This window comes from Actinomadura flavalba DSM 45200 (assembly GCF_000374305.1).
In the GTDB taxonomy this organism is placed as follows: Bacteria; Actinomycetota; Actinomycetes; order Streptosporangiales; family Streptosporangiaceae; genus Spirillospora; species Spirillospora flavalba.
The window spans coordinates 126,241-148,694 of the sequence record NZ_KB894104.1 but is presented as its reverse complement, the minus strand read 5'-3'; the positions used below and the strand labels follow the sequence as shown (position 1 = coordinate 148,694).

Below are 22,454 nucleotides of genomic sequence, written 5' to 3'. Positions count from 1 at the left end.
CCACCCCATACAGTTAAGACATCACCGCGGGGTGGAGCAGTTCGGTAGCTCGCTGGGCTCATAACCCAGAGGTCGCAGGTTCAAATCCTGTCCCCGCTACTGGTCCGAGGGTCGCCTGTTCGCAAACGGTTGTTTGCTCCCAGGCGGCCCTTTCGCATTTTGCCCGGGGGGACGACCCCCCGGAGCCCCCCGGGGTGGGGGCTCTTCGCCCCCACGCCCCCATCGTGCGTGGTGCTGTTGGTGGCCCCTGCCTGGTTTGGTCTTTATGCTTGGGCTATGCGGATTTTCTTTGCGGCTGTTTTTGATTTGGTGTTCTTGGTTTGTTTTGTTGTGGTTGGGCGTTCTACGCATGAGGGGGTTGGGTCTGTTTTTTCTGTTCTTGGGACTCTTTGGCCCTTTCTTGTTGGGTTGGTCGTTGGGTGGGTTGTTCTTCGGGTCTGGCGTGATCCCCTTGGTGTTTGGCCTGTGGGGGTTGGGGTTTGGGGGGTTGTTGTTTTTCTTGGGCTGGGCTTGCGTTGGTTTTCTGGGGAGGGGGTCGCTTTTGCGTTTGTTGTTGTTGCTTCCTTGTTTACGTTCTTGACGCTTGTGGGGTGGCGGGGGGTCTTTCGGGTTCTTGTGCGTTAGGCGTGGAGGGTGCGCATCATTGCGGGCCAGGAGCGGTTCAGTTCGTCCTGCCAGTAGCGCCAGGTGTGGGTGCCTCGGTCGTAGAGGTGGGTGGTCACCGGGATGTCGAGTTCTTCCAGGCGGTCCAGGAAGGGCTTCGTCGTGTAGTAGCAGAAGGCTTCGGCCGGGTCGGCGAAGTGGCCGTCGGGTGGGTCCAGGGGGCCGGGGAGGCCGTTCTTCGCCACGGCCACGTAGAGCTTGGTGCCGCGTAGGCGTTCCGCCTGCGTGACCGGGTCGTTGGCCTCCCAGATGTGGCGTTGCAGGACCGGGTCGCCCCACATCGACCATTTGTCGGTGAGCCAGCCCAGGCCCGTCAAGCCCGTCAGGAGGACGCGGTCCACGCCCGGCGTCAAGATCGACGCGAAAGGGCTGTAGGCCGCCGCGTAGCGGAACATCCCGGGGTTCCTCGCCGCGTAGATGAGGGCGCCGTAGCCGCCGGTGGACTGGCCGAAGACCGCCCGCTTCGGACCCGCCCGGTACTCCTGCTCCAAGATCGGGAGCAGTTCGCGCAGGTGGAAGGTCTCCCACGCGTAGGAGCCGCCGAAGCCGTAGTTCCACCAGTCGGTGTAACCGCCCGCGTAGCCGCCCTCGGGGAGCGCGACGATCACCTGGCGGCGGTAGGAACGAGCGGCGATGTCCGTGTAGGTCGTCCACGCGGAGTAGTTCTCATTGCCGCCGTGGAAGCCGAAGACGAGCGGCCAGGTCCGCTCCGCGTCGGCCGACCAGCCGCGCGGCAGCAGGAGGCGGACCTTCAGGTCGCGGTTCATCGCGCCCGAGTGGACGGTCAGGTCCACGGTCCGCTCGTTCTGCTTCTTCACGGCCACCACGCGGGTCGTGCCGGCGTGGGCGGGGGCCGTCAGGAGGGTGGAGCCGATCGTGGCGGCTCCCGTCGTGACGGTCGCTGTGCGGAGGAAGGCACGGCGGGACTGCATGGCGGCTCCTCGGGGCCTGGGGCGGGGGCCGGAGGAGCGCGGAGGGCCGTTGCCCCGGCCGCCTCGTCCCCGGCGACGTGAAGGTAACAACGGCGTGAACGGAGCGGCAGTGGTCTGGATGAACATCTTTCACGACGTGGTTGTAACGAACTTCACAGACTCGCGGAGTGTGGCCGGGTCGCTGCGGGGTCGTTTTCGGCCGTCCCGGTTGACGTGAATGTCGCGTCGCTGGTGAAGTTACCCATTGGTCACGTGTGTGACCGTGAGCACGCTTGAAGGGGACACGATGGCATCTGCGCTGCGGGATTGGCTGGACAAGCCGAACACCGGTCGCGGCGTTCACCTGGCGACCGACGACGGCGGCTGGGAGTACCGCGACTACGGTGCGATCGCGTCCGCCGCGCGCCGGACGGCCGCCGCCCTCATCGAGGAGGGCGTCGAGCCGGGCGACATCGTCTGCGTGGTGCTGCCGACCGACTTCACGTGCATCGAGACCTACTTCGCGGTCTGGGCCGCGGGCGCCACCGTCTGCCTCATCACGCCGCCGCTGTTCCAGAGTGGCGAGGACTACGTCAACCACGTCGCGGCCATCTTCAAGCAGGCCGAGCCGAAGCTGACGATCGCGTCCGCCGGACTGGCGGCCGAGGCGGGCGAGGCGATGCGCCGCGCGGGCGTTCCCGGCGAGCCGTGGGAACCGCGTCAGGCGGCCACCGAGGCCGACGTGCAGCCCGCCGGGGAACTCGCGCTGCTCCAGTTCACGTCCGGGTCGAGCGGCGCGCCGCGCGGCGTCATGGTCACCTGGAAGAACCTGGAGGCCAACAGCGAGCTGATCGCGCGCGGCGCCGACTACCAGGACGGCGACATCGTCGCGTCCTGGCTGCCGCTCTACCACGACATGGGCCTCATCGGCGCGTTCCTCACGCCGATCGCCCGCCAGGGCACGCTGCGGCTCATGCGGCCCGACCACTTCATCCGCGACCCCGCCCGCTGGATTCGCTGCTTCGACGAGGCCCGGCACACGGCCGCGCCGCCGTTCGCGTACGCCTACGTCGCGCGCCGCGTGAAGCCCGAGCAGTTGGAGGGCATCGACCTGTCCGGCTGGAAGACCGCGCTGATCGGCGCCGAGCCGATCGACCCGCACTCGCTGGAGGTGTTCGCGCAGCTCCTGGAGCCGTTCGGGTTCTCCCGCGCGACGTTCAAGCCCGCGTTCGGCATGGCCGAGACGACGCTGCTCGTCACGCTCGACCAGGTCCGCCGCGACCCGCTGGCGATCCGTCCCGACAGCGAGTCGCTGGCGTTCGGCGAGCCCGTCCGGGTGCTGGAGCAGCACACGCTGGGCGCGAACTCGCTCGGCGCCAAGGCGGGCTGGGTCGTCGGCTGCGGCACGCCCGAGGAGGACGTGCCCGTCTCCGTCGTAGACGACGACGGCAACGAGCTGCCCGCCGGGCGCCTCGGCGAGATCGTCGTCGGCGGCGCGTCGGCCTGCCGCGGCTACTACGCCGGTGCCGAGGGCAAGTCGACGCGGTTCGAGAACGGGCTGGTGTACACCGGCGACGCCGGGTTCTTCCACGAGGGCCAGCTCTTCGTCCTCGGCCGGATGGGCGACAGCATCAAGGTGCGCGGCCGGTCCGTCTACGTCGAGGACCTCGAATCCAAGATCGCTGAGGTGACGCGGCTCGGCAAGGGCCGCATCGTCGTCGTCGGCGTTCCCGGCGCGGGGACGCGCGGCCTGGCGCTGTTCGCTGAGACGCAGGACGCGCCGTGGGCCGCCGACGTCCGGGAACTGCTGCGCCGCCGCGTCGGTGAGGATGTGGAGGTGACGATCGTCGTCGGCGGCGGCCTGATCCAGCGCACGTCCAGCGGCAAGCCGCGCCGCCGCTACATGTGGGAGCGGCTCCAGTCCGGGAAGATGGAAGGCGCTCGCGTCATCGACTGACCGTGTCCGACTTTGTCACCTACGTATTGAAAACCGCGTGGATCATCGGACACGATGTCGTTGACTCTGTGGAAGGTCGACGATGCCTCCTGTTGCTAGAACGCTCCTGCGCCTCGGGTCCCGGGTGGGCTCCACCGCCCAGAACGCCCTGGAAGTGGCGCGTTTCGGCGGGCTGGCCACGGACGAGGACGCCACGCCCTACGAGGTGGCGGCCGAGCACCGCGTGTACCGGCTGCGGCACTACCACCCGGAGGACGCGTCGTCCGGGCGTCCGGTGGTGCTGCTCGTCCCGCCGCTGATGATCACGGCGGAGGTGTACGACATCGCCTCCCACGTCAGCGCGGTGGGCGAGCTGCACCGGCGCGGCGTGGACTGCTGGGTCGTCGACTTCGGCGCCCCCGAGCGCGAGCCCGGGGGCCTGGAGCGCACCGTCACCGACCACGTCGTCGCCGTCAGCGACGCGGTGGACCACGTCCGCGAGGCGACCGGACGCGACGTGCACCTCGCCGGGTACTCGCAGGGCGGCATGTTCGTCTACCAGACGGCGGCGTACCGGCGCGGCAAGGGCCTCGCCTCGCTGATCACGTTCGGCAGCCCCGCCGACACCAGCGTCGGGCTGCCGTTCGGGGTGCCGACCCGGTTCGCGGCCGAGGCCGCCGAGCGCATCCCGGACGCGCTGCTGCGCGCCATCGACGTGCCCGGCTGGGTGACCCGCACGGGCTTCCAGCTCCTCAGCCCGGTCAAGTCGGTGCGCAGCCGGGTGGAGTTCGTCCTGCAACTGCACGACCGGGAGCGGCTGGCGCCGCGCGAGCGGCAGCGCCGGTTCCTGGAGCGGGAGGGCTGGGTGTCGTGGCCGGGCCCGGCGCTCGCGGAGTTCATCAGAATGTTCATCCAGCACAACAGAATGATGACCGGCGGTTTCGTGATCGGAGACCGGCTCGTCACGCTCGCTGACATCAAGGTGCCGGTGCTGGCTTTCGTCGGTGAGGTGGACGAGATCGCGCCGCCGGCGATGGTGCGCGGCATCCGCAGGGCGGCGCCGCGCGCCGAGGTCTACGAGGCGTCGCTGCGGGCCGGGCACTTCGGGCTCGTCGTCGGTTCGGCGGCGCTGGAGCAGACGTGGCCCGCCGTCGCTGAGTGGATCAACGGCGGCATCCCGGACATCGCGCACACGCTGTCGTCGGACGGTGAGCCGACCTCGCCGCCGCTGCCCGGCGGCACCGCCGGTTACGGCCTCAAGCTCGCCGCGGGCATCGGCGGGAACACCCTCCGCTCGGTGGCCGCCACGACGGCGCGGGCCGTGCGCGGCAGCCGCCAGATCACCCGGCACGCCGCGCAGAACCTGCCCCGGCTCGCCCGGCTGGAGCGCATCCACTCCACCACGCGGGTGTCGCTCGGCCGCATGCTCGACGAGGCCGCCGCGCGCCGCCCCGAGGACGTCTTCTTCCTCTACCAGGGCCGTGCCCACACGCAGACGGCCGCCAAGCGGCGCATCGACGCCGTCGTGCGCGGGCTCGTCCACATCGGGGTGCGGCAGGGCGACGCCGTGGGCGTGCTGATGCACACGCGTCCGTCGGCGCTGGCGCTGGTGGCGGCGCTGAACCGGCTCGGAGCCGTGGCGGTGCTGCTGCGGCCGGACGGCGACGTCGTCCGCGAGGCCGCGCTGTGCCACCTCACCCGCGTGATCACCGATCCCCACCACGCCGCGCGGGTGCTCGCCCTGCCGGACGTCGAGCCGTACCTGCTCGGCGGCGGTCGCGACCGCGACCCCCGGCTGACCGATATGGAGCTGATCGACCCGGACGAGGTCGAGCTGCCCGGCTGGTACCGGCCCAACCCGGGACGTGCCGGTGACGACGCGTTCGTGCTCTTCACCGGCGACGGCGACCAGGTGCGCGCCAGTCGCGTCACGAACCGGCGGTGGGCCTTGTCGGCGTACGGAACGGCGTCGGCGGCGTCGCTGACCCCGGCCGACACCGTCTTCTCGATCACGCCGCTCCAGCACCCGTCGGCGCTGCTGATGAGCCTCGGCGGCGCCGTGGCCAGCGGCGCGCGGCTCGCCCTGGCCAGCGACTACGACCCCGAGACGTTCTGGGACGAGGCGCGCCGCTACGGCGTCACGGTCGCGTCCTACACCTGGTCGCTGCTGCGCGAGCTGGTCAACGCGCCGCCGCATCCGGGGGAGCGGCACCACGCGGTGCGGCTGTTCATCGGGTCGGGGATGCCGCGCGGGCTGTGGCGCCGGGTGGAGGAGCGCTGGGCTCCGGCGCGTGTCCTGGAGTTCTACGCCTCGACGCGCGGTGAGGCGGTGCTGGCCAACGTCAGCGGCAAGAAGCCCGGCGCGCTCGGTCGTCCGCTGCCCGGCAGCGCGCCCGTCCGGCTCGCCCGCTACGACCTGGAACGCGGCGAACTGGTGCTGGGCGCGGACGGGTTCGCGAGCGACTGCGAGCCCGGCGCGATCGGGATGCTGCTCGCGCGGGTCCGTCCGGCGGCGCTCGGCACCGCGCCCCGGCTGGTGCGCGGGGTGTTCGCCCCCGAGGACGCCTGGACGATCACCGGCGACCTGTTCCGCCGCGACGCCGACGGCGACTTCTGGCCGGTCGGCCGCGACGCCGAGCTGATCCGCACGGCGGCGGGCATCGTCCCGCCCGGCCCGATCCGCGACGCGCTCGGTGACCTGCCCGCCGTGGACGCCGCCGCCGTCTACGGCATCCCCGGCGTGGGCGACGCGGAGCTGGCGGCGGCGGCCGTGAGCCTGCGCGAGGGCGCCGACCTGCGTCCGGTGGACCTGTCCGAGGCGCTGCTCCGGGTCGAGCCGGAACTGCGCCCGGCGATCGTCCGGATCGTGCCGGAGATCCCGGTTTCGGCCGGTCACCGGCTGCTGACCGGACCGCTGGGCGAGGAGGGCATTCCGCCCGTGGCGGAAGGTCGTACGTACTTCCGCGACAAGGCGGGCGGGTACCGTCCGCTGACCGAGACGGCCCGCCGCAGGCTGCTGAACGCGTCGTCGGGACGGGCCGCGCGGTAGGTCCCGGTTCAGCGCCGGATGTGCACGGGTGTGCCGTTCTTCACGATCCGGGCGAACCGGTTCGCCGTGGACATGGGGATGCGGACGCAGCCGTGCGAGGCGTGCCCGCGCGGCACGCTCCGCGCGCCGTGCACGGCGTAGCCGCCCTGGAAGTACAGCGGCTTGTACAGGCGGCCGAGGCGGGCCTCGCGCCAGCCGTCGATGCGCCGGATGACCCGGAAGTCGCCGGTCGGTGTGCGGGCGATCGTGCAGCGTCCTCCCGCGCAGTACCGCTTGCCGCTTCCGCCCGAGATATGCGAGATGAGGGCGACGCGCTTCTTGCGGTAGACGACCATGACGTGCCGCTTCAGGTCCACCTCGACCCGGTCCGCGCGGCCCTTCGCCTTCAGCTCGCGCGGCGGCTCGGGCGCGGCCAGCCGGGACCACAGGGGCCGGTCCACGACGCCCGTCCGGCGGAGCCCGTGCACCGCCTGGAACGCCCAGACGGCCCGCAGCGTGGAGACGCGGAACCGTCCGTCGGCCGCGCCCGGGTCGTAGTGCAGGGCGCGCAGCCGCTGCTGGAGCCGCTGCACGTCGGTCTGGGAGGCGAGCAGGCCGGTCGCCAGCACGGCGTTGCCGAGAATCATGCCCGGGAGGTTAGGGCGGGGCCGTCCGGGCCGGGCGGGGAACGCGGACGGGTAACGGGAACTTTGCCGTGCGCTTGGTAAGTCTGGACTTACATCACCCGGTTGGGCTACAAACGGACGGACAGGTTCCTCGCCGCCGCACCGCTCGCACGGAGGCCCCCATGACGACCCGCGTCCTCGCCGCGCCACCGCCGGGCAGCGACCTCAAGCCCGTCGTCGGCGCCCCCGGCCTGCCCTACGTCGGCAACACGCTCCAGGTCATGCGGCGCCCCTTCGACGTCGCCACCGCCCGCTACGACCGGTTCGGGCCCGTGAGCTGGAGCTGGATGCTCGGCCGCCGGACCGTCACCGTGCAAGGACCCGAGGCCGCCGAGACCGTCCTGGTCAACCGGGACAAGGCGTTCGCCAGCGGACCGTCCTGGGGCTACTTCATCGGCCCGTTCTTCCATCGCGGCATCATGCTGCTCGACTTCGACGAGCACCTGCACCACCGCCGCATCATGCAGCAGGCGTTCACCCGCGATCGGCTCCGCTCCTACATGGCCGCGATGGCGCCGGGCATCGGCACCGGCCTGGACGGCTGGCAGCCCGGCCCCGCCTTCGCCGTCTACGACCACGTCAAGGAACTCACCCTCGACCTCGCCACCGACGTCTTCATGGGCGTCGAGCTGACCCCCGGCGAGGCGTGCCGGATCAACGGCGCGTTCATCGACGCCGTCCGCGCCGGCACCGCCTACGTGCGCTACCCCGTGCCCGGCCTGCGCTGGCACCGCGGCCTGCGCGCCCGCCGCGTCCTGGAGGAGTTCTTCCGCACCCACCTGCCCGCCAAGCGCCGCGACGGCGGCGACGACCTGTTCGCCGCGCTGTGCGCCGCCGAGACCGACGACGGGCACCGCTTCACCGACGACGACGTCGTCAACCACATGATCTTCGCGCTGATGGCCGCGCACGACACCACCACGATCACGCTCACGACCATGGCCTACTACCTGGCCAAACACCCCCAGTGGCAGGAACGGCTGCGGGACGAGTCGCGCGCGCTCGGCAAACCCGCCCTCGACTTCGCCGACCTCGACGCGCTCACCGGCATCGACCTGGTGATGAAGGAGTCGCTGCGGCTCGTCGCGCCCGTCCCCGCGCTGCCGCGCCTCGTCGTCAAGGACACGCAGATCCTCGGCCACCACATCCCCGCGGGCACGCTCGTCGTGGTGCCGCTGCTGACCAACCACCACATGGCGGACTGGTGGCCCGACCCGTCCCGGTTCGACCCCGAGCGGTTCGCGCCCGACCGCCGCGAGGACAAGGCGCACCGGTACGCGTGGTCGCCGTTCGGCGGCGGTGCGCACAAGTGCATCGGGCTGCACTTCGCCGGGATGCAGGTCAAGAGCGTGCTGCACCAGTGGCTGTTGCGGTACCGGTGGAGTGTCCCCGGCCGGTACACCTGGCCGCTGGACACCACGTCGCTTCCGTCCCCCAAGGACGGGCTGCCCGTCCGCCTCGTCCCCCTGGAGCGCCCATGACCACCGTCGCGATCACCGGCGCCGCGCGCGGCATCGGCCTGGCCACCGCCCGCGCCCTGCGCGCCCGGGGCGCCACCGTGGTCATCGGCGACGTGGACGCCGCCGCGGCCGAGGCGGCGGGCGCCGAGCTGGGCGCCAAGGCGCTGCCGCTCGACGTCACCGACCGCGCGTCGTTCACCGCGTTCCTCGACGCCGCCGCGCCCGACGTCCTGGTGAACAACGCCGGGATCATGCCGATCGGCCCGGTCACCGCGGAGAGCGACGCCGACGCGCGGCGCTGCCTGGACGTCAACGTCCACGGCGTCATGCTCGGCACCAAGCTCGCGCTGGACCGGATGCTGCCGCGCGGGCGCGGGCACGTCGTCAACATCGCGTCCCTGGCGGGCGTCCTGCCCACGCCCGGCCTCGCCCTCTACAACGCCAGCAAGGCCGCCGTCGTCGCGTTCACCGAGGCGACCCGGCTGGAGGTTCTCGACAGCGGCGTGCACGTCAGCGCGGTCCTGCCGTCTTTCACGAATACCGAGCTGGTCGCGGGCACGCGCTCGCCCAAGGGGCAGCGCAACAACGACCCCGCCGAGGTCGCGGCGGCGGTCGTCGCGCTGATCGCGCGCCCGCGCCCGCAGGTCGTCGTCCCCGCCAAGCTGACCGCGCAGGTCCGCCTCGGCGCACTCTTCCCCGACCGCCTCAAGCGCGCCGTCGCACGCCGCTACGGTCTCGACACGCTCTTCCTCGACTACGACCCCTCGGCCCGCCAGGCTTACAACACCCGCATCCGCGACTGACGCCGGGTGCGCACGTCCCGCGCGGAGGTGTTGCCGACGCGTCTGTTCCCGAGTTGGACGCAGGCAATAACCTGCGTGGTTGGGTGATATGCCCGCTTTAGAGAGCTTGGAGGCGGAATGGCGGCTGAGGTCGTGACGACGGCGTACGGCAGCGTGCGCGGCACCACACGGGACGGCGTGACCGCCTTCCTGGGCGTGCCGTACGCGGCGCCGCCCTTCGGGCCGGACCGGTTCGCGGCGCCCCGTCCGCCCGAGCCGTGGGACGGCGTCCGCAACGCCCACGCCTACGGCCCCACCGCGCCCAAGCCGCCGTACGCCAGGCCGTTCGACGTCCTGCTTCCCGACCCCGACATCCCGGGCGAGGACATTCTCAACCTCAACATCTGGACGCCCGAGCCCGGCAGGGCCGGACTCCCCGTCCTGGTGTGGATTCACGGCGGCGCCTTCCGCAACGGCTCCGGTGCCGTACCCGTCTACGACGGCACCCGCTTCGCCCGCGACGGCGTGGTCTGCGTCACGATCAACTACCGGCTCGGCGTCGAGGGCTTCGCGCACCTGCCCGGCGCCCCGGACAACCGCGGCCTGCTCGACCAGATCGCCGCACTGGAATGGGTCCGCGACAACATCGCCGGATTCGGCGGCGACCCCGGCAACGTCACCGTCTTCGGCGAGTCCGCGGGCGGGATGAGCGTCACCACGCTGCTCTCCCTCGACCTCGGCCTGTTCCACCGGGCGATCGCGCAGAGCGGCGCCGGCGCCGTCGCGCAGGCGCCCGAGGACGCCCTGCGCGTCACGCGCGAACTGGCCGCGCGGCTCGGCGTCGAACCGACCGCCGAGGCGTTCGCGGCCCTCGCGCCCGAGCGGCTCATCCCGGCCCAGACCGCCCTGTCGGCCGAGGTCGCCGCCCTCCCCGACCCCGGCCGGTGGGGCGCCACGACCGCGTCCTGCGCCATGGCGTTCATCCCCATCCTGGACGGCGAACTCCTGACCCGGCGGCCCGAGGACGCGCTCGCCGCCGGAGCCGGACGCGACGTCGACCTCCTCATCGGCTACACCACCGACGAGTTCCGGCTGTTCCTCGTGCCGACGGGCCTCGCGGCGCTGCTCACCGACGACTTCGTCGGCCCCATCGCGCTCGGCATGGGCGTCCCCGCCGACGTGCTCGCCGCCTACCGCGACCGGCACGCGGACCTGTCCGCCGGGGACCTGCTCGGGGTGCTCATCACCGACCACCTGTTCCGCGTCCCGGCGCACCGCTCGGCCGAACGGCACGGCGACCGCACCTGGATGTACGAGTTCGCCTGGCCGTCGCCCGTCCCCGGACTCGGCGCCTGCCACGGGCTGGAGATCGGGTTCGTCTTCGACAACCTGGACAGCCGCGACACCGTGGGCCTGGCCGGGGACGCGCCGCCGCAGGCGCTCGCCGACGTCATGCACCGCGCCTGGCTCGACTTCGCCGTGCACGGCGACCCGGGCTGGGCTCCGTACGAGCCCCGGACCCGCCGCGTGCGGCGGTTCGACGGCGCGGACAACGCCGTCGTCGCCGACCCGGGCGGGGAGGACCGCAAGCTCTGGGGCTGAGCCTCGCCGGGGCCTCCCCGACCTGCGGCTTACTCCGGCCGTCGCAGTTGGCGGGGCGGAAATCCTCCTCGGGGAGGTCTCTCAGTGTCACTGAACGGGTGCACTCTGGAGTCGTGCCGTTCCGCTCGGGGCGGCGGTGACCCGAGGGGATTCAGTGGGTGCGTTCGCCGTCCAGCAGCAGCGTCGTCAGGTGTTCCGCGATGGCCAGGGAGGAGGTCGCGGCGGGGGAGGGCGCGTTGCGGACCGTCACGATCGGGCCGAGGTGACCGACGCGGAAGTCGTCCACCAGCGACCCGTCGGCATCGACGGCCTGGGCGCGGACGCCCGCCGGAGCCGGCACCAGGTCGGCCGCCTTCAGGCTCGGGACGAACGCGCGAGCCCGCGCGGCGAACGCCCGCTTGACCGCAGAGCCGTAGACCTCCCTGATCCCTGTACGCCAGTGGCGGGCCGCGAGCCTGCCGAACCCCGGCCAGCGCAGCGTCTCCAGCACGTCGGCCGGACGCACGTCGCGGCGCCGGTAGCCCTCGCGGGCCAGCGCCAGGACGGCGTTCGGGCCCACGTCCACGCCGCCGTCCACGCGCCGGGTGAAGTGCACGCCGAGGAACGGGTAGCGGGGGTCGGGCACCGGGTAGATGAGGCCGCGCACCAGGTCCGTGCGTGCGGGCGTCAGCCGGTAGTACTCGCCCCGGAACGGGATGATCGCCGGTTCGGCCGCGTCCCCGGCCATCCGGGCGACCCGGTCCGACTGGAGCCCCGCGCACACCACGACCCGGTCGAACGTGTGCTCGCCGCCCGGGGTGAGCACCCGGACGCGCGTCCCGTCCCGGCGCAGGCCCGTCACCTCCTGCCCGAGCCGGATCGTGCCGCCCGCCGTCTCGACGTCCTCCGCGAACGCCCGCGCGACGGCGCCGAAGTCGACGATCGCGGTGGCGGGGGAGTGCAGCGCCGCGACTCCGGCGGCATGGGGCTCCACGTCCCGCAGCGCGGCGGCGTCGAGCCTGCGCAGCCCCGGCACCCCGTTCGCGCGTGCCCGCTCCTCGATCGCGGCGAGCCCGTCCAGCTCCCGCCCGTCCCGCGCCACGACGACCTTCCCGACCTCCGCGTAGGCGAGCCCCCGCTCCCGGCAGTACGCCCGGAGCAGCCCCGCCCCACGCCGGCACAGCCGCGCCTTCAACGACCCGGGCACGTAGTACAGCCCAGCGTGCACGACACCGCTGTTCCGCCCGGTCTGATGCGCCCCGACCCGCCCTTCCTTCTCGAAAACGCACACCTCCGCGCCCTCGACCACGAGCCCCACCTGCCGAGCCACCGCCAGCCCGAGAATCCCGGCCCCCACCACACCAACCCGCATAACCCCGAACCCTACGACCCACCACCCCACCCACCCACAGGCCCCAACCCACACAAGACCCCCAGAGCACCACCAAGCCTCAAAGGCGAAGACGCCCACACCCGGAAGAACCGACAACACGCACATGCCGCACGCCACCCGGAACGCCAACCGAGAAACCCGACACCCACCAGCCCGCGTTCCAAGGCAGAGAGACCCCGTGCCGAGGGACGTCAGCGGCCCCGCCACACCCCGCCCGGGACGCCAACGGGCGAGAGCCGACACCCACCAGACCGCGTTCCAAGGCGGAGACGCCCCGTCCCCAGGGAGGTCAGCCGCACGCCGCCCGCGACGCCTGCGGGCGAAAGCCCGACACCGACCAGACCGCCGAAGCAACGAAGAGGAGCGCGCCGCCACACACCGACACCACCGCCCGACGCCCCAAGCTAGGGACGCGCACTACGCGGGCCGACGCACTCCGGACACTCCGGCAAGACGACCCAGACGACGGCACGAGCACAGACCGAACCTGCGCGCCCGTTCACGCGCGCACGACGAGAAACGAGGTACGCGGACGGCCAACGGTCGAGCGGCCACCACGACCACAACGGCCTGCGACGCGGGCGGCCCCAGCACGAGCTCACGGTTCGAGACGGCCAGCGATAGGAGTCCTCGGACGAACTCCGCCACCACCGACCGCCGAAGCAGAGCGAGCGATCACACGCCGACGGCCACAGCCGACGTCCCAGCACGCCATCACAGACGTGCGGACGACTCCCAGCCGGGCGGACGCACTCCGAACGCCCCGGCAAGACGACCCAAACGATGCGCGCAACCACAGCCGAAACCTGCACGCGCAACCACACGTTCACAACGAAAGCGAGGCACATAGACCCGAAAGCCGGACAACCGACAAGCAGCCATCGCCGACTGCAACAGCCCACGACACGGCACCTCTAGTCCAAGCCCGCGACCCGACGCAGCCCACGATGCGGCCGCCTTCAACACGACACCGACTAAGTACGAGCAGCTAGTGCCCGTGGTGCGTACTCGTGGTGCACGTTCGAGGGTGCGTGCCCGTGGTGCGTGCTCGTGGTGGGTGCCCGTGGTGCGTGCTCGTGGTGCGCGCTCGTGGTGCGTGCTCGTGGTGGGTGCCCGTGGTGCGTGCTCGTGGTGCGCGCTCGTGGTGCGTGCCCGTGGTGCGTGCCCGTGGTGCACGTTCGAGGTGCGTGCCCGTGGTGCGTGCCCGAGGTGTGCGCGTGGTGTGTGCTTGGGAGTGGCTACGCCCCTCGGCGCCGGTGTGGGCGGCGAGGGGCGCGTGGTCGGGCGGTGGCCGGTCAGCTTCCGATGCGCTTGCGACCCTGAGCGCGCAGGCGGCGGCGCTGCGAGGGATCGAGCATCAGGTAACCGACCACGGGAACGGCCACCAGGCCGAGAATGATCAGCGTGGCCACGATATTGGGCAGCAGCCAGAAGAGCAGCAGCCCGACGCCGACACCGCCGATGATGACCTTGGTCTGGGTCGACATCTGCACCCACCTTTCATCGCGATTTCCCGCCCACCTGCACAACGAGCGAGCATCCGCCGTCGTTCCGACCACGATATGTCGCGAGTCCCACCGACGCCAGCCACCCCCACCCCGACACCACGAGAGCCCCACACACCACCCCCACACCACGAGACGCCACCACGTCACCCCAGGCACCCGCCAAGGGCGCCGGAGTTCGTGAAGCGGCACCGTCCGGAAGCGGCGGTGACGCTGGGCAAGCGGAGTCCCCGGGACACCACCGTCGCACGGCAAGGCCCGCTGCCCCTCCACGAAACGAGCCCCGCTGCGCCGCGGCAACCGCCACCCACGCCGAGGTCACCGCCGCTCCACGCCGGGGCGCCACCCCCTCCACGCCGGGGCGCCACCCCCTCCACGCCGGGGCGCCGCGCGCTCCACGCCGGGCCACCGCCGCTCCACGCCGGGGCGCCCCGCCCCCACGCCGGGGCGCCGCGCGCTCAACAACGGCCGCCACCCGTTCCAAAACGGACGCCGCGCTCCGCGACGGGCGCCACCGCTTCACGAATCGGATGCCGTCCATCACGGCTGGGCCGCTCCTCGACGGCGCGGGGCGCCGCTGCGCCACGGCATGGCACTACCACGCCGCGACGGGCGTCACTGCTTTGTGACGCGGGTGCCGTCCGTCAAGGGCGGGCCACTCCTCGACGTCGCGTGGGTGCCGCTGCGGCACGGCTCAGCGTCATCGCTCTGCGGCGGGGTGCTGTTGCTCCACGGAGTGGATGTTGCCGCTACGCGATGGGCTGTGTCCCGTCGTACGCGCCGCATCATCGGGGCGCCGTCGCTCCACGGCGGGGTGTTCCCTTCCACGGTGCGAGCATGGCTGCTCGATGGCGCGGGGGCGGGGCGCGGCGGGTCGCGGTGCTGTGTCGGGGCTTGTGTTGGTGCTGTGGGTCGGTTTTGGGTGGGTGGGGTCAGACGCGGAGGGAGAGTTGGCCGCCGCCCAGGGTGCGGAGGACGTCGGCGTGGAGGTGGCCGTTGGTGACGACGACGCTGCCGCCGTCGGGGCCGGGGACGCCCGAGAGGTCGGTGAACATGCCGCCGGCCTCCTCCACGATGACCTGGAGGGCGGCCAGGTCCCAGAGGGAGACCTCCGGTTCGGCGGAGATGTCCACGACGCCCTCGGCGACCATCATGTGCGACCAGAAGTCGCCGAACGCGCGGGTGCGCCACACCGACCGCGTCAGGTCGAGGAAGCGGTCGAGGCGCTCCTGCTCCTCCCACCCGGACAGGCTGGAGAACGACAGCGACGCGTTCGCCAGGTCCGTGACCGACGACACCTGGATGCGGCTCGCGCGGGTGAGGCTGCGGCCCGTCCACGCGCCGTTGCCGCGCGCCGCCCACCAGCGGCGGTTCAGCGCCGGCGCCGACACGACCCCGACGACGACCTCGTCGTTCTCCATCAGCGCGATCAGCGTCGCCCACACCGGGACGCCGCGCACGAAGTTCTTCGTCGCGTCGATCGGGTCGATGATCCAGCAGCGCTGCCCGTAACCGGTGCGGCCGTACTCCTCGCCGAGCACGGCGTCCCGCGGCCGGGCCCGCTTGAGCGTTCCACGGATCTGCTCCTCGACGCTGCGGTCGGCGTCGCTGACCGGCGTCAGGTCCGGCTTGGTCTCGATGTCGAGATCGAGCGCGCGGAAGCGCTTGGTCGTGATGTCGTCGGCCCCGTCCGCCAGCACATGCGCGAGACGAAGGTCATCGGAATAGCCCGCCACGGCGGGTCAGGCTACCGGAACGGGGCCGCGCCCCGTCGTCGCCGCCCGCTTTCGGGCGGCGACGCCGGGTGTGGCACCCGGCGCGCGGGCCGTCCGGATGGGAACATGAGCGCATGGCGCACGACCTTCCCGGCTGGGTGGCCGAGCTGACCGACCCCCGCCGGGCCACGACCGTCGACGAACTGGCGGACCGGCTCGTCCCCCTGGCCGAACACGCGATCGACGTCTCGCGGCGGTTGCAGGCGCAGCTCAGCGAGCTGAACGACCCGTTCCGCCGGGAGGCCCTGTACGGCCGGGTGGACCGGTTGAAGGCACGCGCGGGCGACGCCCTCGACGAGATCATCGCGGAGATCGCGGGCTCCGGGGACGCCCGCATCGAGCGGCTGTGGACGGCGTGGGAGCAGTCGGCGGCGCCGGCCGAACGCACCGGCCCGCGCGCCCGTGAGCTGCGGCGCAGGCTCGACACGGAGGTGGTGCCCGCGCTGAACCGTCGGCAGCGGGGCGTCGCCGAGCAGGTGACGGTGCACGCGTCGGCGGCGCTGGAGGAGGCGACCCAGACGCTCCTGACGCGGGTGGAGGAGCTGGCGACGGCCGTCACCGACCTCATCCACGACGTCCTCCCGCTCGCCCGCGAGGGCCTGACGCTGGCCAGCCGCATCTCCGCGCTGTCGCTGCGCGCCCGCCGCTCGGGCGGCGGCGAGGTCCCCGCCGAACTGCGCACCGCGTCCGACGAGACGGCGCAGGCGTTCGACGAGGCCGTCGGCCGCCTGGAGCTGGAGTGGTCGGCGCTCGGCGCCCGCTCCGCCACGGTCCGCGCGGCCCTGCGCGGCGCCGAGGAGAGCGCCTACAGCCAGGTCACCGACGTGATGACCCGCTGCGTCGAAGAACTCGCCTCCGAACATGTGGACGCCCTCAAAGACGCCGAGGCCCGCGCCCGGACCTTCCTCGAAGAGGCCCCCGGCTGAATCCACTGAAACCGGGTCAATAGCCCACGCGAACCGAACATGCCCGAACGGCCATCCCAAACGACGTGCACGCCCACACGACGATCGTCTCGGTCGTCGGGCTGGGTCGTTGGGGTCAGTCTGGGGCTTCTTCTCGGGCTTTGAGGAGGCGGCGTAGGGAGGTCAGGCGGGCCTCGGAGGCGTGGCCTTCGGCCACCCAGGCGTCGAGGCCGCAGTCGGGGGAGAGGTGGTCGCAGTTCGGGGGGCAGCGTTCGGCGGCGCCCTCGGCCAGGTCCTCGAAGGCGTTGATGACGTTCTCGGGTTCGACGTGGGCGAGGCCGAAGCTGCGGACGCCCGGGGTGTCGATGATCCAGCCGTCGCGGCCGGGGAGTTCCAGCGCGAGCGCCGACGACGACGTGTGCCGCCCCCGCCCCGTGACCGCGTTGACGTGGCTCACGGCGCGTTCGGCGTCCGGGACGAGCGCGTTCACCAGCGTCGACTTCCCGACGCCGGAGTGCCCGACGAGGACGCTCATCCGCCCCGACAGCAGCTCCCGCAGCGGGGCGAGGTCGCCGCCGCGCTCGGTCACCACGTACGGGACGCCGAGCGGCGCGTACTCCGCGACGAGCGCCGCCGGGTCGGCCAGGTCGGCCTTGGTGAGCGCGAGCAGCGGTTCCATCCCCGCGTCGTAGGCGGCGACGAGCGTCCGGTCGATCAGCCGCGGTCGCGGCTCGGGGTCGGCCAGGGCCGTGACGATGACGAGCTGCCCGGCGTTCGCGACGATGATCCGCTCGAACGAGTCGGTGTCGTCGGCGGTGCGCCGCAGCGACGACGTGCGCGGCTCCACCCGGACGATCCGCGCCAGCGTGTCCGGCAGGCCCGAGGTGTCACCGACGAGCGCGACCCGGTCACCGACGACGACGCCCTTGCGCCCCAGCTCCCGCGCCCGCATCGCCGTGACGGGCCGCTCACCGGCCGTCCCGGCGCCGACGAGGCACCGGTACCGGCCGCGATCGACGGCGAGGACCATCGCGGGCACCGCGTCCTCGTGCGCGGGCCGGATGCGCGTGCGCGGACGCGACCCGCGCTTGCCGGGCCGGACCCGGACGTCGTCCTCGTCGTAGTCGCGCGTGCGCCGAGCCAGTGCCCTACCCCTGTCCCGTCGGGCGGGCGGCGAGCAGGTCCGCCCACAGCCCGGTGAAGCCCGGCAGCGTCTTGCCGACGGTGCCGGGATTCTCCACCTCGACGCCGGGGACGGCGAGGCCGAGCACCGCCGCGGCCATGACCATGCGGTGGTCGTCGTAGGTGTGGAAGACGCCGCCGCGCAGGGGACGCGGGCGGATCTCCAGCCCGTCGGAGAGTTCGCGGACGTCGCCGCCGAGCCCGTTGATCTCGGCGGCGAGCGCGGCGAGCCGGTCGGTCTCGTGCCCGCGCAGGTGCGCGATGCCGGTCAGCCGCGACGGCGTTCCGGCGAGCGCGGCGAGCGCGGCCAGGACGGGCGTCAGCTCACCGACCTCGTGCAGGTCGGCGTCCAGCCCGGTGAACGTGCCGGTGCCGCGCACGGTGAGCCCGTCCGGGGACGAGGTGACCTCGGCGCCCATGGCGGCGAGCAGGTCGCGGAGCCGGTCGCCGGGCTGCGTGGTGGCGGCGGGCCAGCCGGGCACGGTGACCGAGCCGCCGGTGACGAGCGCGGCGCCGAGGAACTGCGCGGCGTTGGACAGGTCGGGTTCGATCTCCCACCGGCGGGCGGTGACGGGGCCGGGGGCGACCCGCCACAGGTCGGGCCCGGTGTCGACGGTGGCGCCCGCCGCGCGCAGCATCGCGACGGTCATCTCCAGGTGCGGCGCGGACGGCACGGGCGGCCCCTCGTGCCGGACCTCGACGCCCTTGCCGAACCGGGGCGCGGCCAGCAGCAGCCCCGACACGAGCTGCGACGACCCGGACGCGTCGATCGTGACGGCCCCGCCCGCCAGCCCGCCGCGCCCGCGCAGCGTGAGCGGCAGCAGCCCGCGCCCGCCGTCGTCGAGGTCGGCGCCGAGGGCCCGCAGCGCGGCGATGAGCGGGCCCATGGGACGTTCCCGGGCGCGCGGGTCGCCGTCGATCTCGACGGTGCCCGCGGCGAGCGCCGCGACCGGCGGCACGAACCGCATGACGGTTCCGGCGAGGCCGACGTCGATGCGCGCGGGCCCGGCCGGTTCGGCGGGGGTGACGGCCCAGCCGCCGGACGTCTCGGCGACGCCGATCCCGAGCGCGCGCAGCGCGGCGGCCATGAGGTCGGTGTCGCGGCTGCGCAGCGGACGCTCGATCGTCACCGGCCCGTCGGCCAGCGCCGCGAGGATCAGCGCCCGGTTCGTCATCGACTTGGACCCGGGCAGCGCCACCCGGGCGGCCACCGGACGGTCGGCGGTGGGCGCGAGCCAGGAGGCACCAGAGGTCATGCTCCCCAGATTATCGGTTCGCCCGCCCCCACCGCGTCGCACGCGCACTGCGGAGACCCCGGCTCAGGTGGTGTCCTGGCGGGCGTCGCGCTCCTCGCGGAGACGGGCGGCGGCCGGGGCGAGGGCCGCGAGTTCGTCCCGGCAGCGCGCGCAGGAGGCGAGATGCGTCTCGAAGGCGGCGCGGTCGCCGGGTTCCAGGACGCCGAGCGCGTAGGCGGCGACGTCGGTGTGCTCGACGGGTGGGTTCATCCAGCCGATCTCCAGCCCCGGTCCTCCAGCGCGGCGCGCAGGGCGCGCAGCGCGTAGTAGACGCGGGACTTGGCGGTGCCCACCGGGATGCCGAGCGCCGCCGCGGCCTGGTTCACGGTCCGGTCCCGCACCACGGTCTCGGTCAGGATAGAACGGTGCGCGGCCGACAGCGAGGCCAGCGCCTCGTCCAGGACGACGCGGCCGAGCAGCGCGTCCAGCTCCTGGGCGGCCTCACGGGCCGCGAACTGCTCCAGCGGCGTGTCGCCGGACTCGGCGGGACGCACGGCGCGGCGCCGCCGGTCGTCGATGACGATCCGCCGCGCGACGGTCGCCAGCCACGGCATCGGCGACGCGGCGGGGTCGAGCCGGGCGGCACTGCGCCAGGCGCGGATCATCGTCTCCTGCACGACGTCCTCGGCCCACGGCCGGTCGCCGCCGGTGAGCCGCAGCACGAACGTCAGCAGCGTCCCGCCGTGGTCGCGGTAGAGGGCGGCGACGACGGCGTCGGCGTCCACCGCGGGACGGGACGGCACGGGCCTGGACACGGCGGGAACGGTCATCGCGGCCTCCCAGAGCGGCGGGAAAGGGGCTTCACCTGGCATTACGCCCCCTGCCGCGCCGGTCCGCAATCGGCTTCAGCCTCCGTTAAGGCGCGCTTGGGGAACCCCGCCGCACGACGCCGCCGCGCGGCTCCGCCGAGGACGGAGACCGCGCGGCGGAGGAGGCCGTCAGCGCGAGACCTTGGCGCGGGCCGCCTTGGCCGCCTTGCGGGTGGACTTGGCCGACTTGCCCGCGGCCTTGCCGATCGACTGGGTGGCCTTCCCGGCACCCGCCGCCTTAGCTGCCTTGCGCCCGCCCGCCCGCTTGGCCTCGCGCACCTGGCGGACGGCCTCGCGGCGCGCGTTCTTCAGCTCGGCGCGGGTCTGCGCGCGCAGCACGCGGGTCTCGGCGCCGGCCTTGACGCGGGCGTCGTGCAACTGCGTCTTCAGCGCCGCGATGTGCGCGGACCGGCGCGGCTCGGACGCGACGAGCAGCAGCGCCCCGAGCAGCCCCGCGTTCTTCAGCAGGTGCGAACGCTCGTTGGCGCGGCGCTCGGGGTCGTCCTCGGTCCAGTAGCGGTGCTCGGTGGCCAGGCTCGGGACGAGCTGCGCCGCCAGCAGCAGCGACGTCAGGCGGCTCGCCTTGCCCGCGAGCAGCAGCACGCCCGTGCCGAGGCTGACCGCCCCCTCGACCCGGACGAGCGTCACCGGGTCCTTGGTGGGGAGCCAGTCGAGCCGGTCGGCGACGGGCTTGAGGACCGGTTCCACCTGCTCGGCGCGCTCGCGCGGGTTCCGCAGGGTCTCCAGTCCGGTGACGATGAACGGGGCGGCCGCGAGCGGCCGGGCCAGCGTGGTGATGGGTCGCATGCGGGCTACATGCCCACGCGGATCGCGGTCAAGCACACGGAATGTCGGCGGCGGCGGGCAGTATGGACGCCATGTGCGGTCGATACGCCACAGCCCGAGCCCGCCAGGAACTCCTCGACCAGTTCGGCGTCGTCCTCGACGACTCCGGCGGCGACCTGGAACCCGACTACAACGTCGCCCCCACCAAGCAGGTCCCCGCCGTCCTCACCCGCCCGGCGGACAAGGCCGCGCGGGACGCCGAGGAGGCGGGCGCGGCGCCGCCGGAGAACGGCGATCCCGTCCGTGAGCTGCGGACGCTGCGGTGGGGTCTGGTCCCGTCGTGGGCGAAGGACCTGTCCATCGGCAGCCGGATGATCAACGCGCGGGCCGAGACCGTGCACGAGAAGCCCGCCTACCGCCGCGCGTTCAAGCGCCGCCGCTGCCTGCTGCCCGCCGACGGCTACTACGAGTGGTACACGCTGGAGGACGACCCGGCCGAGGGCCAGAAGAAGGGCAAGAAGCGCAAGCAGCCGTTCTTCATCCACCCCAAGGACGGCGGCGTGCTGGCCATGGCCGGGCTCTACGAGCTGTGGAAGTCGCCCGACGACGCGTGGGTCTGGACGTGCACGGTCATCACCACCGACGCCCCCGACGACCTCGGCCGCATCCACGACCGCATGCCGATGGTCGTCCGGCCGGACGCGTGGGACGCCTGGCTCGACCCGGAACTGACCGACACCGACGAGGTCCGCGGCCTGCTGGTGCCCGCGATGTCCGGCGAGATGGACGCCTATCCGGTGTCGCCGCTGGTCAACAACGTCCGCAACAACGGCGCGCAGTTGCTCCGCCCCGCCGGGGAGGACGACGACCCCGCCTGACCGGCCTCCGCGTCAGTCCGCCGGACGCCGCGCCGACGCCAGCAGGTGCACGCCGAGCGAGTCGTCCCCGGGCGGCGCGGCCAGCTCGGTGCGCACCAGGCCCTGGAGCGCGCCGGGGGAGCGCGACAGCATGTGCTCGACCGTGGACGGCGACAGCGCGGTGCGCGGCCTGATCCACTCCACGTCCAGCCCGGCCTCGGTCAGCAGCTCGCGGAGCTGGTCGATGCCGAAGCAGCGGGTGATGGACCCGTCCGGCCACGGCACCAGCAGCACCTCGGCGGCGGGCACGTCCGACAGGTGCGCCCACCGGTTCTGCTCGGCGAGCAGCGCCATGCCGAGCGTGAGCGAGTCGACCGACAGCAGCACGCGCCCGCCGGGCCGCAGCACGCGGGCGATCTCGGCGACGGACGCCTCGGTCACCAGATGGCGCGACAGCGCGCGGTTCTCGGCGACGACGGCGTCCACGGACGCGTCGGCGAGGAAGTCCAGCCGTCCCGAGTCGGCCACGACCCGCCGCACCGACCCGCCCGGCCGCGCCCCGGTGAACGCGCCGCCGTCGCGCGCGCCGTCGCCGTCCGGGCCGCCGTGCCCGTCCTGCCCGGGGGGCGGCTCGGCGTCGGCGCGGCCCTCCTCGGGCGCCGCCTCGATCACCTCGATGACCCGGTGCCCGCACGCCGCGGCCTGCCCGGCGGTACGCCCGGTGTCGCCCGAGACGTCCAGCAGGCGGGCGGGCCGGCGGGGCAGCCAGCGGACGAGCTGCGCCTCGGCGACAGCCCAGTAGAACGCCCAGTAGAGCGCCAGCGGCTCCGCGTCGCCGGAGGCGTCGCGAAGTCCGGTGGAACGGGTGGGCTCGGGAGGTCGCGCCGGCACCGGTAGCAC

19 protein-coding genes and 1 tRNA gene are annotated in these 22,454 nt (G+C 73.1%); 9 read left to right on the top strand and 11 right to left on the bottom strand.

Annotated elements, in window-relative coordinates:
- The first annotated feature begins 25 nt into the window (after window positions 1–25).
- Both C229_RS0127840 and C229_RS36125 read left to right on the top strand, forming a co-directional pair.
- Window positions 26–99 (top strand) — tRNA-Met (locus tag C229_RS0127840).
- A 177-nt stretch (window positions 100–276) separates the two neighbouring features.
- On the top strand, window positions 277–624 hold the full coding sequence (locus tag C229_RS36125; RefSeq protein WP_081640054.1) for a DUF3054 domain-containing protein: 348 nt from the start codon (window positions 277–279) through the stop codon (window positions 622–624).
- Here C229_RS36125 and C229_RS0127830 read toward each other — a convergent pair.
- Window positions 621–1,595: an alpha/beta hydrolase gene (locus C229_RS0127830; protein ID WP_018658408.1), complete on the bottom strand. Its 975-nt coding sequence runs from the start codon at window positions 1,593–1,595 to the stop codon at window positions 621–623. The two genes, C229_RS36125 and C229_RS0127830, sit on opposite strands and share 4 nt — an antisense overlap.
- A gap of 286 nt (window positions 1,596–1,881) precedes the next feature.
- On the opposite strand from C229_RS0127830, the gene C229_RS0127825 reads away from it, so the two are divergent.
- Together C229_RS0127825 and C229_RS0127820 are read left to right on the top strand one after the other, a co-directional pair.
- Entirely contained in the window at window positions 1,882–3,531 is a 1,650-nt protein-coding gene (locus C229_RS0127825) for an AMP-binding protein (RefSeq protein WP_018658407.1), read from the top strand.
- 124 nt (window positions 3,532–3,655) lie between these two features.
- Window positions 3,656–6,559 carry an AMP-binding protein gene (locus C229_RS0127820; protein WP_018658406.1) on the top strand — a complete coding sequence of 968 codons (2,904 nt, stop codon included), beginning with the start codon at window positions 3,656–3,658 and terminating at the stop codon, window positions 6,557–6,559.
- Between the two features lie 8 nt (window positions 6,560–6,567).
- Here C229_RS0127820 and C229_RS0127815 read toward each other — a convergent pair whose 3' ends face one another.
- On the bottom strand, window positions 6,568–7,185 hold the full coding sequence (locus tag C229_RS0127815; RefSeq protein WP_018658405.1) for a L,D-transpeptidase family protein: 618 nt from the start codon (window positions 7,183–7,185) through the stop codon (window positions 6,568–6,570).
- Between the two features lie 161 nt (window positions 7,186–7,346).
- On the opposite strand from C229_RS0127815, the gene C229_RS0127810 reads away from it, so the two are divergent.
- From C229_RS0127810 to C229_RS0127800, 3 genes are all read left to right on the top strand, one after another.
- Window positions 7,347–8,705, top strand: a complete 1,359-nt coding sequence (locus tag C229_RS0127810) for a cytochrome P450 (RefSeq protein WP_018658404.1) — start codon at window positions 7,347–7,349, stop codon at window positions 8,703–8,705.
- Window positions 8,702–9,487 (top strand): SDR family oxidoreductase, encoded by a 786-nt coding sequence (locus C229_RS0127805; protein ID WP_018658403.1) that lies wholly within the window; start codon window positions 8,702–8,704, stop codon window positions 9,485–9,487. Before C229_RS0127810 ends, C229_RS0127805 begins: the two co-directional genes overlap by 4 nt.
- 117 nt (window positions 9,488–9,604) lie before the next feature.
- Window positions 9,605–11,068 carry a carboxylesterase/lipase family protein gene (locus C229_RS0127800; RefSeq protein WP_018658402.1) on the top strand — a complete coding sequence of 488 codons (1,464 nt, stop codon included), beginning with the start codon at window positions 9,605–9,607 and terminating at the stop codon, window positions 11,066–11,068.
- Window positions 11,069–11,219: 151 nt separating this feature from the next.
- Here the strand turns inward: C229_RS0127800 and lhgO are convergent, their stop codons facing one another.
- From lhgO to hisN, 3 genes are all read right to left on the bottom strand, one after another.
- A complete protein-coding gene (lhgO, locus tag C229_RS0127795; protein ID WP_026314226.1) occupies window positions 11,220–12,419 on the bottom strand; it encodes an L-2-hydroxyglutarate oxidase in 1,200 nt (399 codons plus the stop codon).
- A gap of 1,316 nt (window positions 12,420–13,735) precedes the next feature.
- Window positions 13,736–13,927: a hypothetical protein gene (locus tag C229_RS0127790; protein ID WP_018658400.1), complete on the bottom strand. Its 192-nt coding sequence runs from the start codon at window positions 13,925–13,927 to the stop codon at window positions 13,736–13,738.
- Window positions 13,928–14,877: 950 nt separating this feature from the next.
- Complete coding sequence (gene hisN, locus C229_RS0127785) at window positions 14,878–15,681, bottom strand: histidinol-phosphatase (RefSeq protein WP_026314225.1); 804 nt, start codon at window positions 15,679–15,681, stop codon at window positions 14,878–14,880.
- 113 nt (window positions 15,682–15,794) lie between these two features.
- Between hisN and C229_RS0127780 the strand changes: the two genes are divergently transcribed.
- Window positions 15,795–16,646: a hypothetical protein gene (locus tag C229_RS0127780; RefSeq protein WP_018658398.1), complete on the top strand. Its 852-nt coding sequence runs from the start codon at window positions 15,795–15,797 to the stop codon at window positions 16,644–16,646.
- A 115-nt stretch (window positions 16,647–16,761) separates the two neighbouring features.
- Here C229_RS0127780 and rsgA read toward each other — a convergent pair whose 3' ends face one another.
- The 5 genes from rsgA to C229_RS32050 form a co-directional block, all read right to left on the bottom strand.
- Complete coding sequence (rsgA, locus tag C229_RS0127775) at window positions 16,762–17,664, bottom strand: ribosome small subunit-dependent GTPase A (RefSeq protein WP_018658397.1); 903 nt, start codon at window positions 17,662–17,664, stop codon at window positions 16,762–16,764.
- Between the two features lie 109 nt (window positions 17,665–17,773).
- Window positions 17,774–19,063 (bottom strand): 3-phosphoshikimate 1-carboxyvinyltransferase, encoded by a 1,290-nt coding sequence (gene aroA, locus C229_RS0127770; protein ID WP_026314223.1) that lies wholly within the window; start codon window positions 19,061–19,063, stop codon window positions 17,774–17,776.
- A 63-nt stretch (window positions 19,064–19,126) separates the two neighbouring features.
- Complete coding sequence (locus tag C229_RS0127765) at window positions 19,127–19,312, bottom strand: zf-HC2 domain-containing protein (RefSeq protein WP_018658395.1); 186 nt, start codon at window positions 19,310–19,312, stop codon at window positions 19,127–19,129.
- Window positions 19,309–19,872 carry a sigma-70 family RNA polymerase sigma factor gene (locus C229_RS0127760; protein ID WP_018658394.1) on the bottom strand — a complete coding sequence of 188 codons (564 nt, stop codon included), beginning with the start codon at window positions 19,870–19,872 and terminating at the stop codon, window positions 19,309–19,311. Before C229_RS0127760 ends, C229_RS0127765 begins: the two co-directional genes overlap by 4 nt.
- A gap of 168 nt (window positions 19,873–20,040) precedes the next feature.
- On the bottom strand, window positions 20,041–20,718 hold the full coding sequence (locus C229_RS32050) for a DoxX family protein (RefSeq protein ID WP_018658393.1): 678 nt from the start codon (window positions 20,716–20,718) through the stop codon (window positions 20,041–20,043).
- Between the two features lie 71 nt (window positions 20,719–20,789).
- Between C229_RS32050 and C229_RS0127750 the strand changes: the two genes are divergently transcribed.
- Entirely contained in the window at window positions 20,790–21,575 is a 786-nt protein-coding gene (locus C229_RS0127750; protein ID WP_033424875.1) for an SOS response-associated peptidase, read from the top strand.
- A gap of 12 nt (window positions 21,576–21,587) precedes the next feature.
- Here C229_RS0127750 and C229_RS0127745 read toward each other — a convergent pair whose 3' ends face one another.
- A complete protein-coding gene (locus tag C229_RS0127745) occupies window positions 21,588–22,445 on the bottom strand; it encodes a class I SAM-dependent methyltransferase (protein ID WP_018658391.1) in 858 nt (285 codons plus the stop codon).
- Window positions 22,446–22,454: the final 9 nt, after the last annotated feature.

Coding starts and splice junctions, on each gene's coding strand:
- C229_RS0127750 (WP_033424875.1), top strand. CDS start 20,790: ATGTGCGGTCGATACGCCACAGCCCGAGCCCGCCAGGAACTCCTCGAC.
- C229_RS0127780 (WP_018658398.1), top strand. CDS start 15,795: ATGGCGCACGACCTTCCCGGCTGGGTGGCCGAGCTGACCGACCCCCGC.
- aroA (WP_026314223.1), bottom strand. CDS start 19,063: ATGACCTCTGGTGCCTCCTGGCTCGCGCCCACCGCCGACCGTCCGGTG.
- C229_RS0127830 (WP_018658408.1), bottom strand. CDS start 1,595: ATGCAGTCCCGCCGTGCCTTCCTCCGCACAGCGACCGTCACGACGGGA.
- C229_RS0127760 (WP_018658394.1), bottom strand. CDS start 19,872: ATGACCGTTCCCGCCGTGTCCAGGCCCGTGCCGTCCCGTCCCGCGGTG.
- C229_RS0127800 (WP_018658402.1), top strand. CDS start 9,605: ATGGCGGCTGAGGTCGTGACGACGGCGTACGGCAGCGTGCGCGGCACC.
- C229_RS0127805 (WP_018658403.1), top strand. CDS start 8,702: ATGACCACCGTCGCGATCACCGGCGCCGCGCGCGGCATCGGCCTGGCC.
- C229_RS0127815 (WP_018658405.1), bottom strand. CDS start 7,185: ATGATTCTCGGCAACGCCGTGCTGGCGACCGGCCTGCTCGCCTCCCAG.
- C229_RS0127765 (WP_018658395.1), bottom strand. CDS start 19,312: ATGAACCCACCCGTCGAGCACACCGACGTCGCCGCCTACGCGCTCGGC.
- C229_RS0127810 (WP_018658404.1), top strand. CDS start 7,347: ATGACGACCCGCGTCCTCGCCGCGCCACCGCCGGGCAGCGACCTCAAG.
- C229_RS32050 (WP_018658393.1), bottom strand. CDS start 20,718: ATGCGACCCATCACCACGCTGGCCCGGCCGCTCGCGGCCGCCCCGTTC.
- C229_RS0127790 (WP_018658400.1), bottom strand. CDS start 13,927: ATGTCGACCCAGACCAAGGTCATCATCGGCGGTGTCGGCGTCGGGCTG.
- lhgO (WP_026314226.1), bottom strand. CDS start 12,419: ATGCGGGTTGGTGTGGTGGGGGCCGGGATTCTCGGGCTGGCGGTGGCT.
- C229_RS36125 (WP_081640054.1), top strand. CDS start 277: ATGCGGATTTTCTTTGCGGCTGTTTTTGATTTGGTGTTCTTGGTTTGT.
- C229_RS0127825 (WP_018658407.1), top strand. CDS start 1,882: ATGGCATCTGCGCTGCGGGATTGGCTGGACAAGCCGAACACCGGTCGC.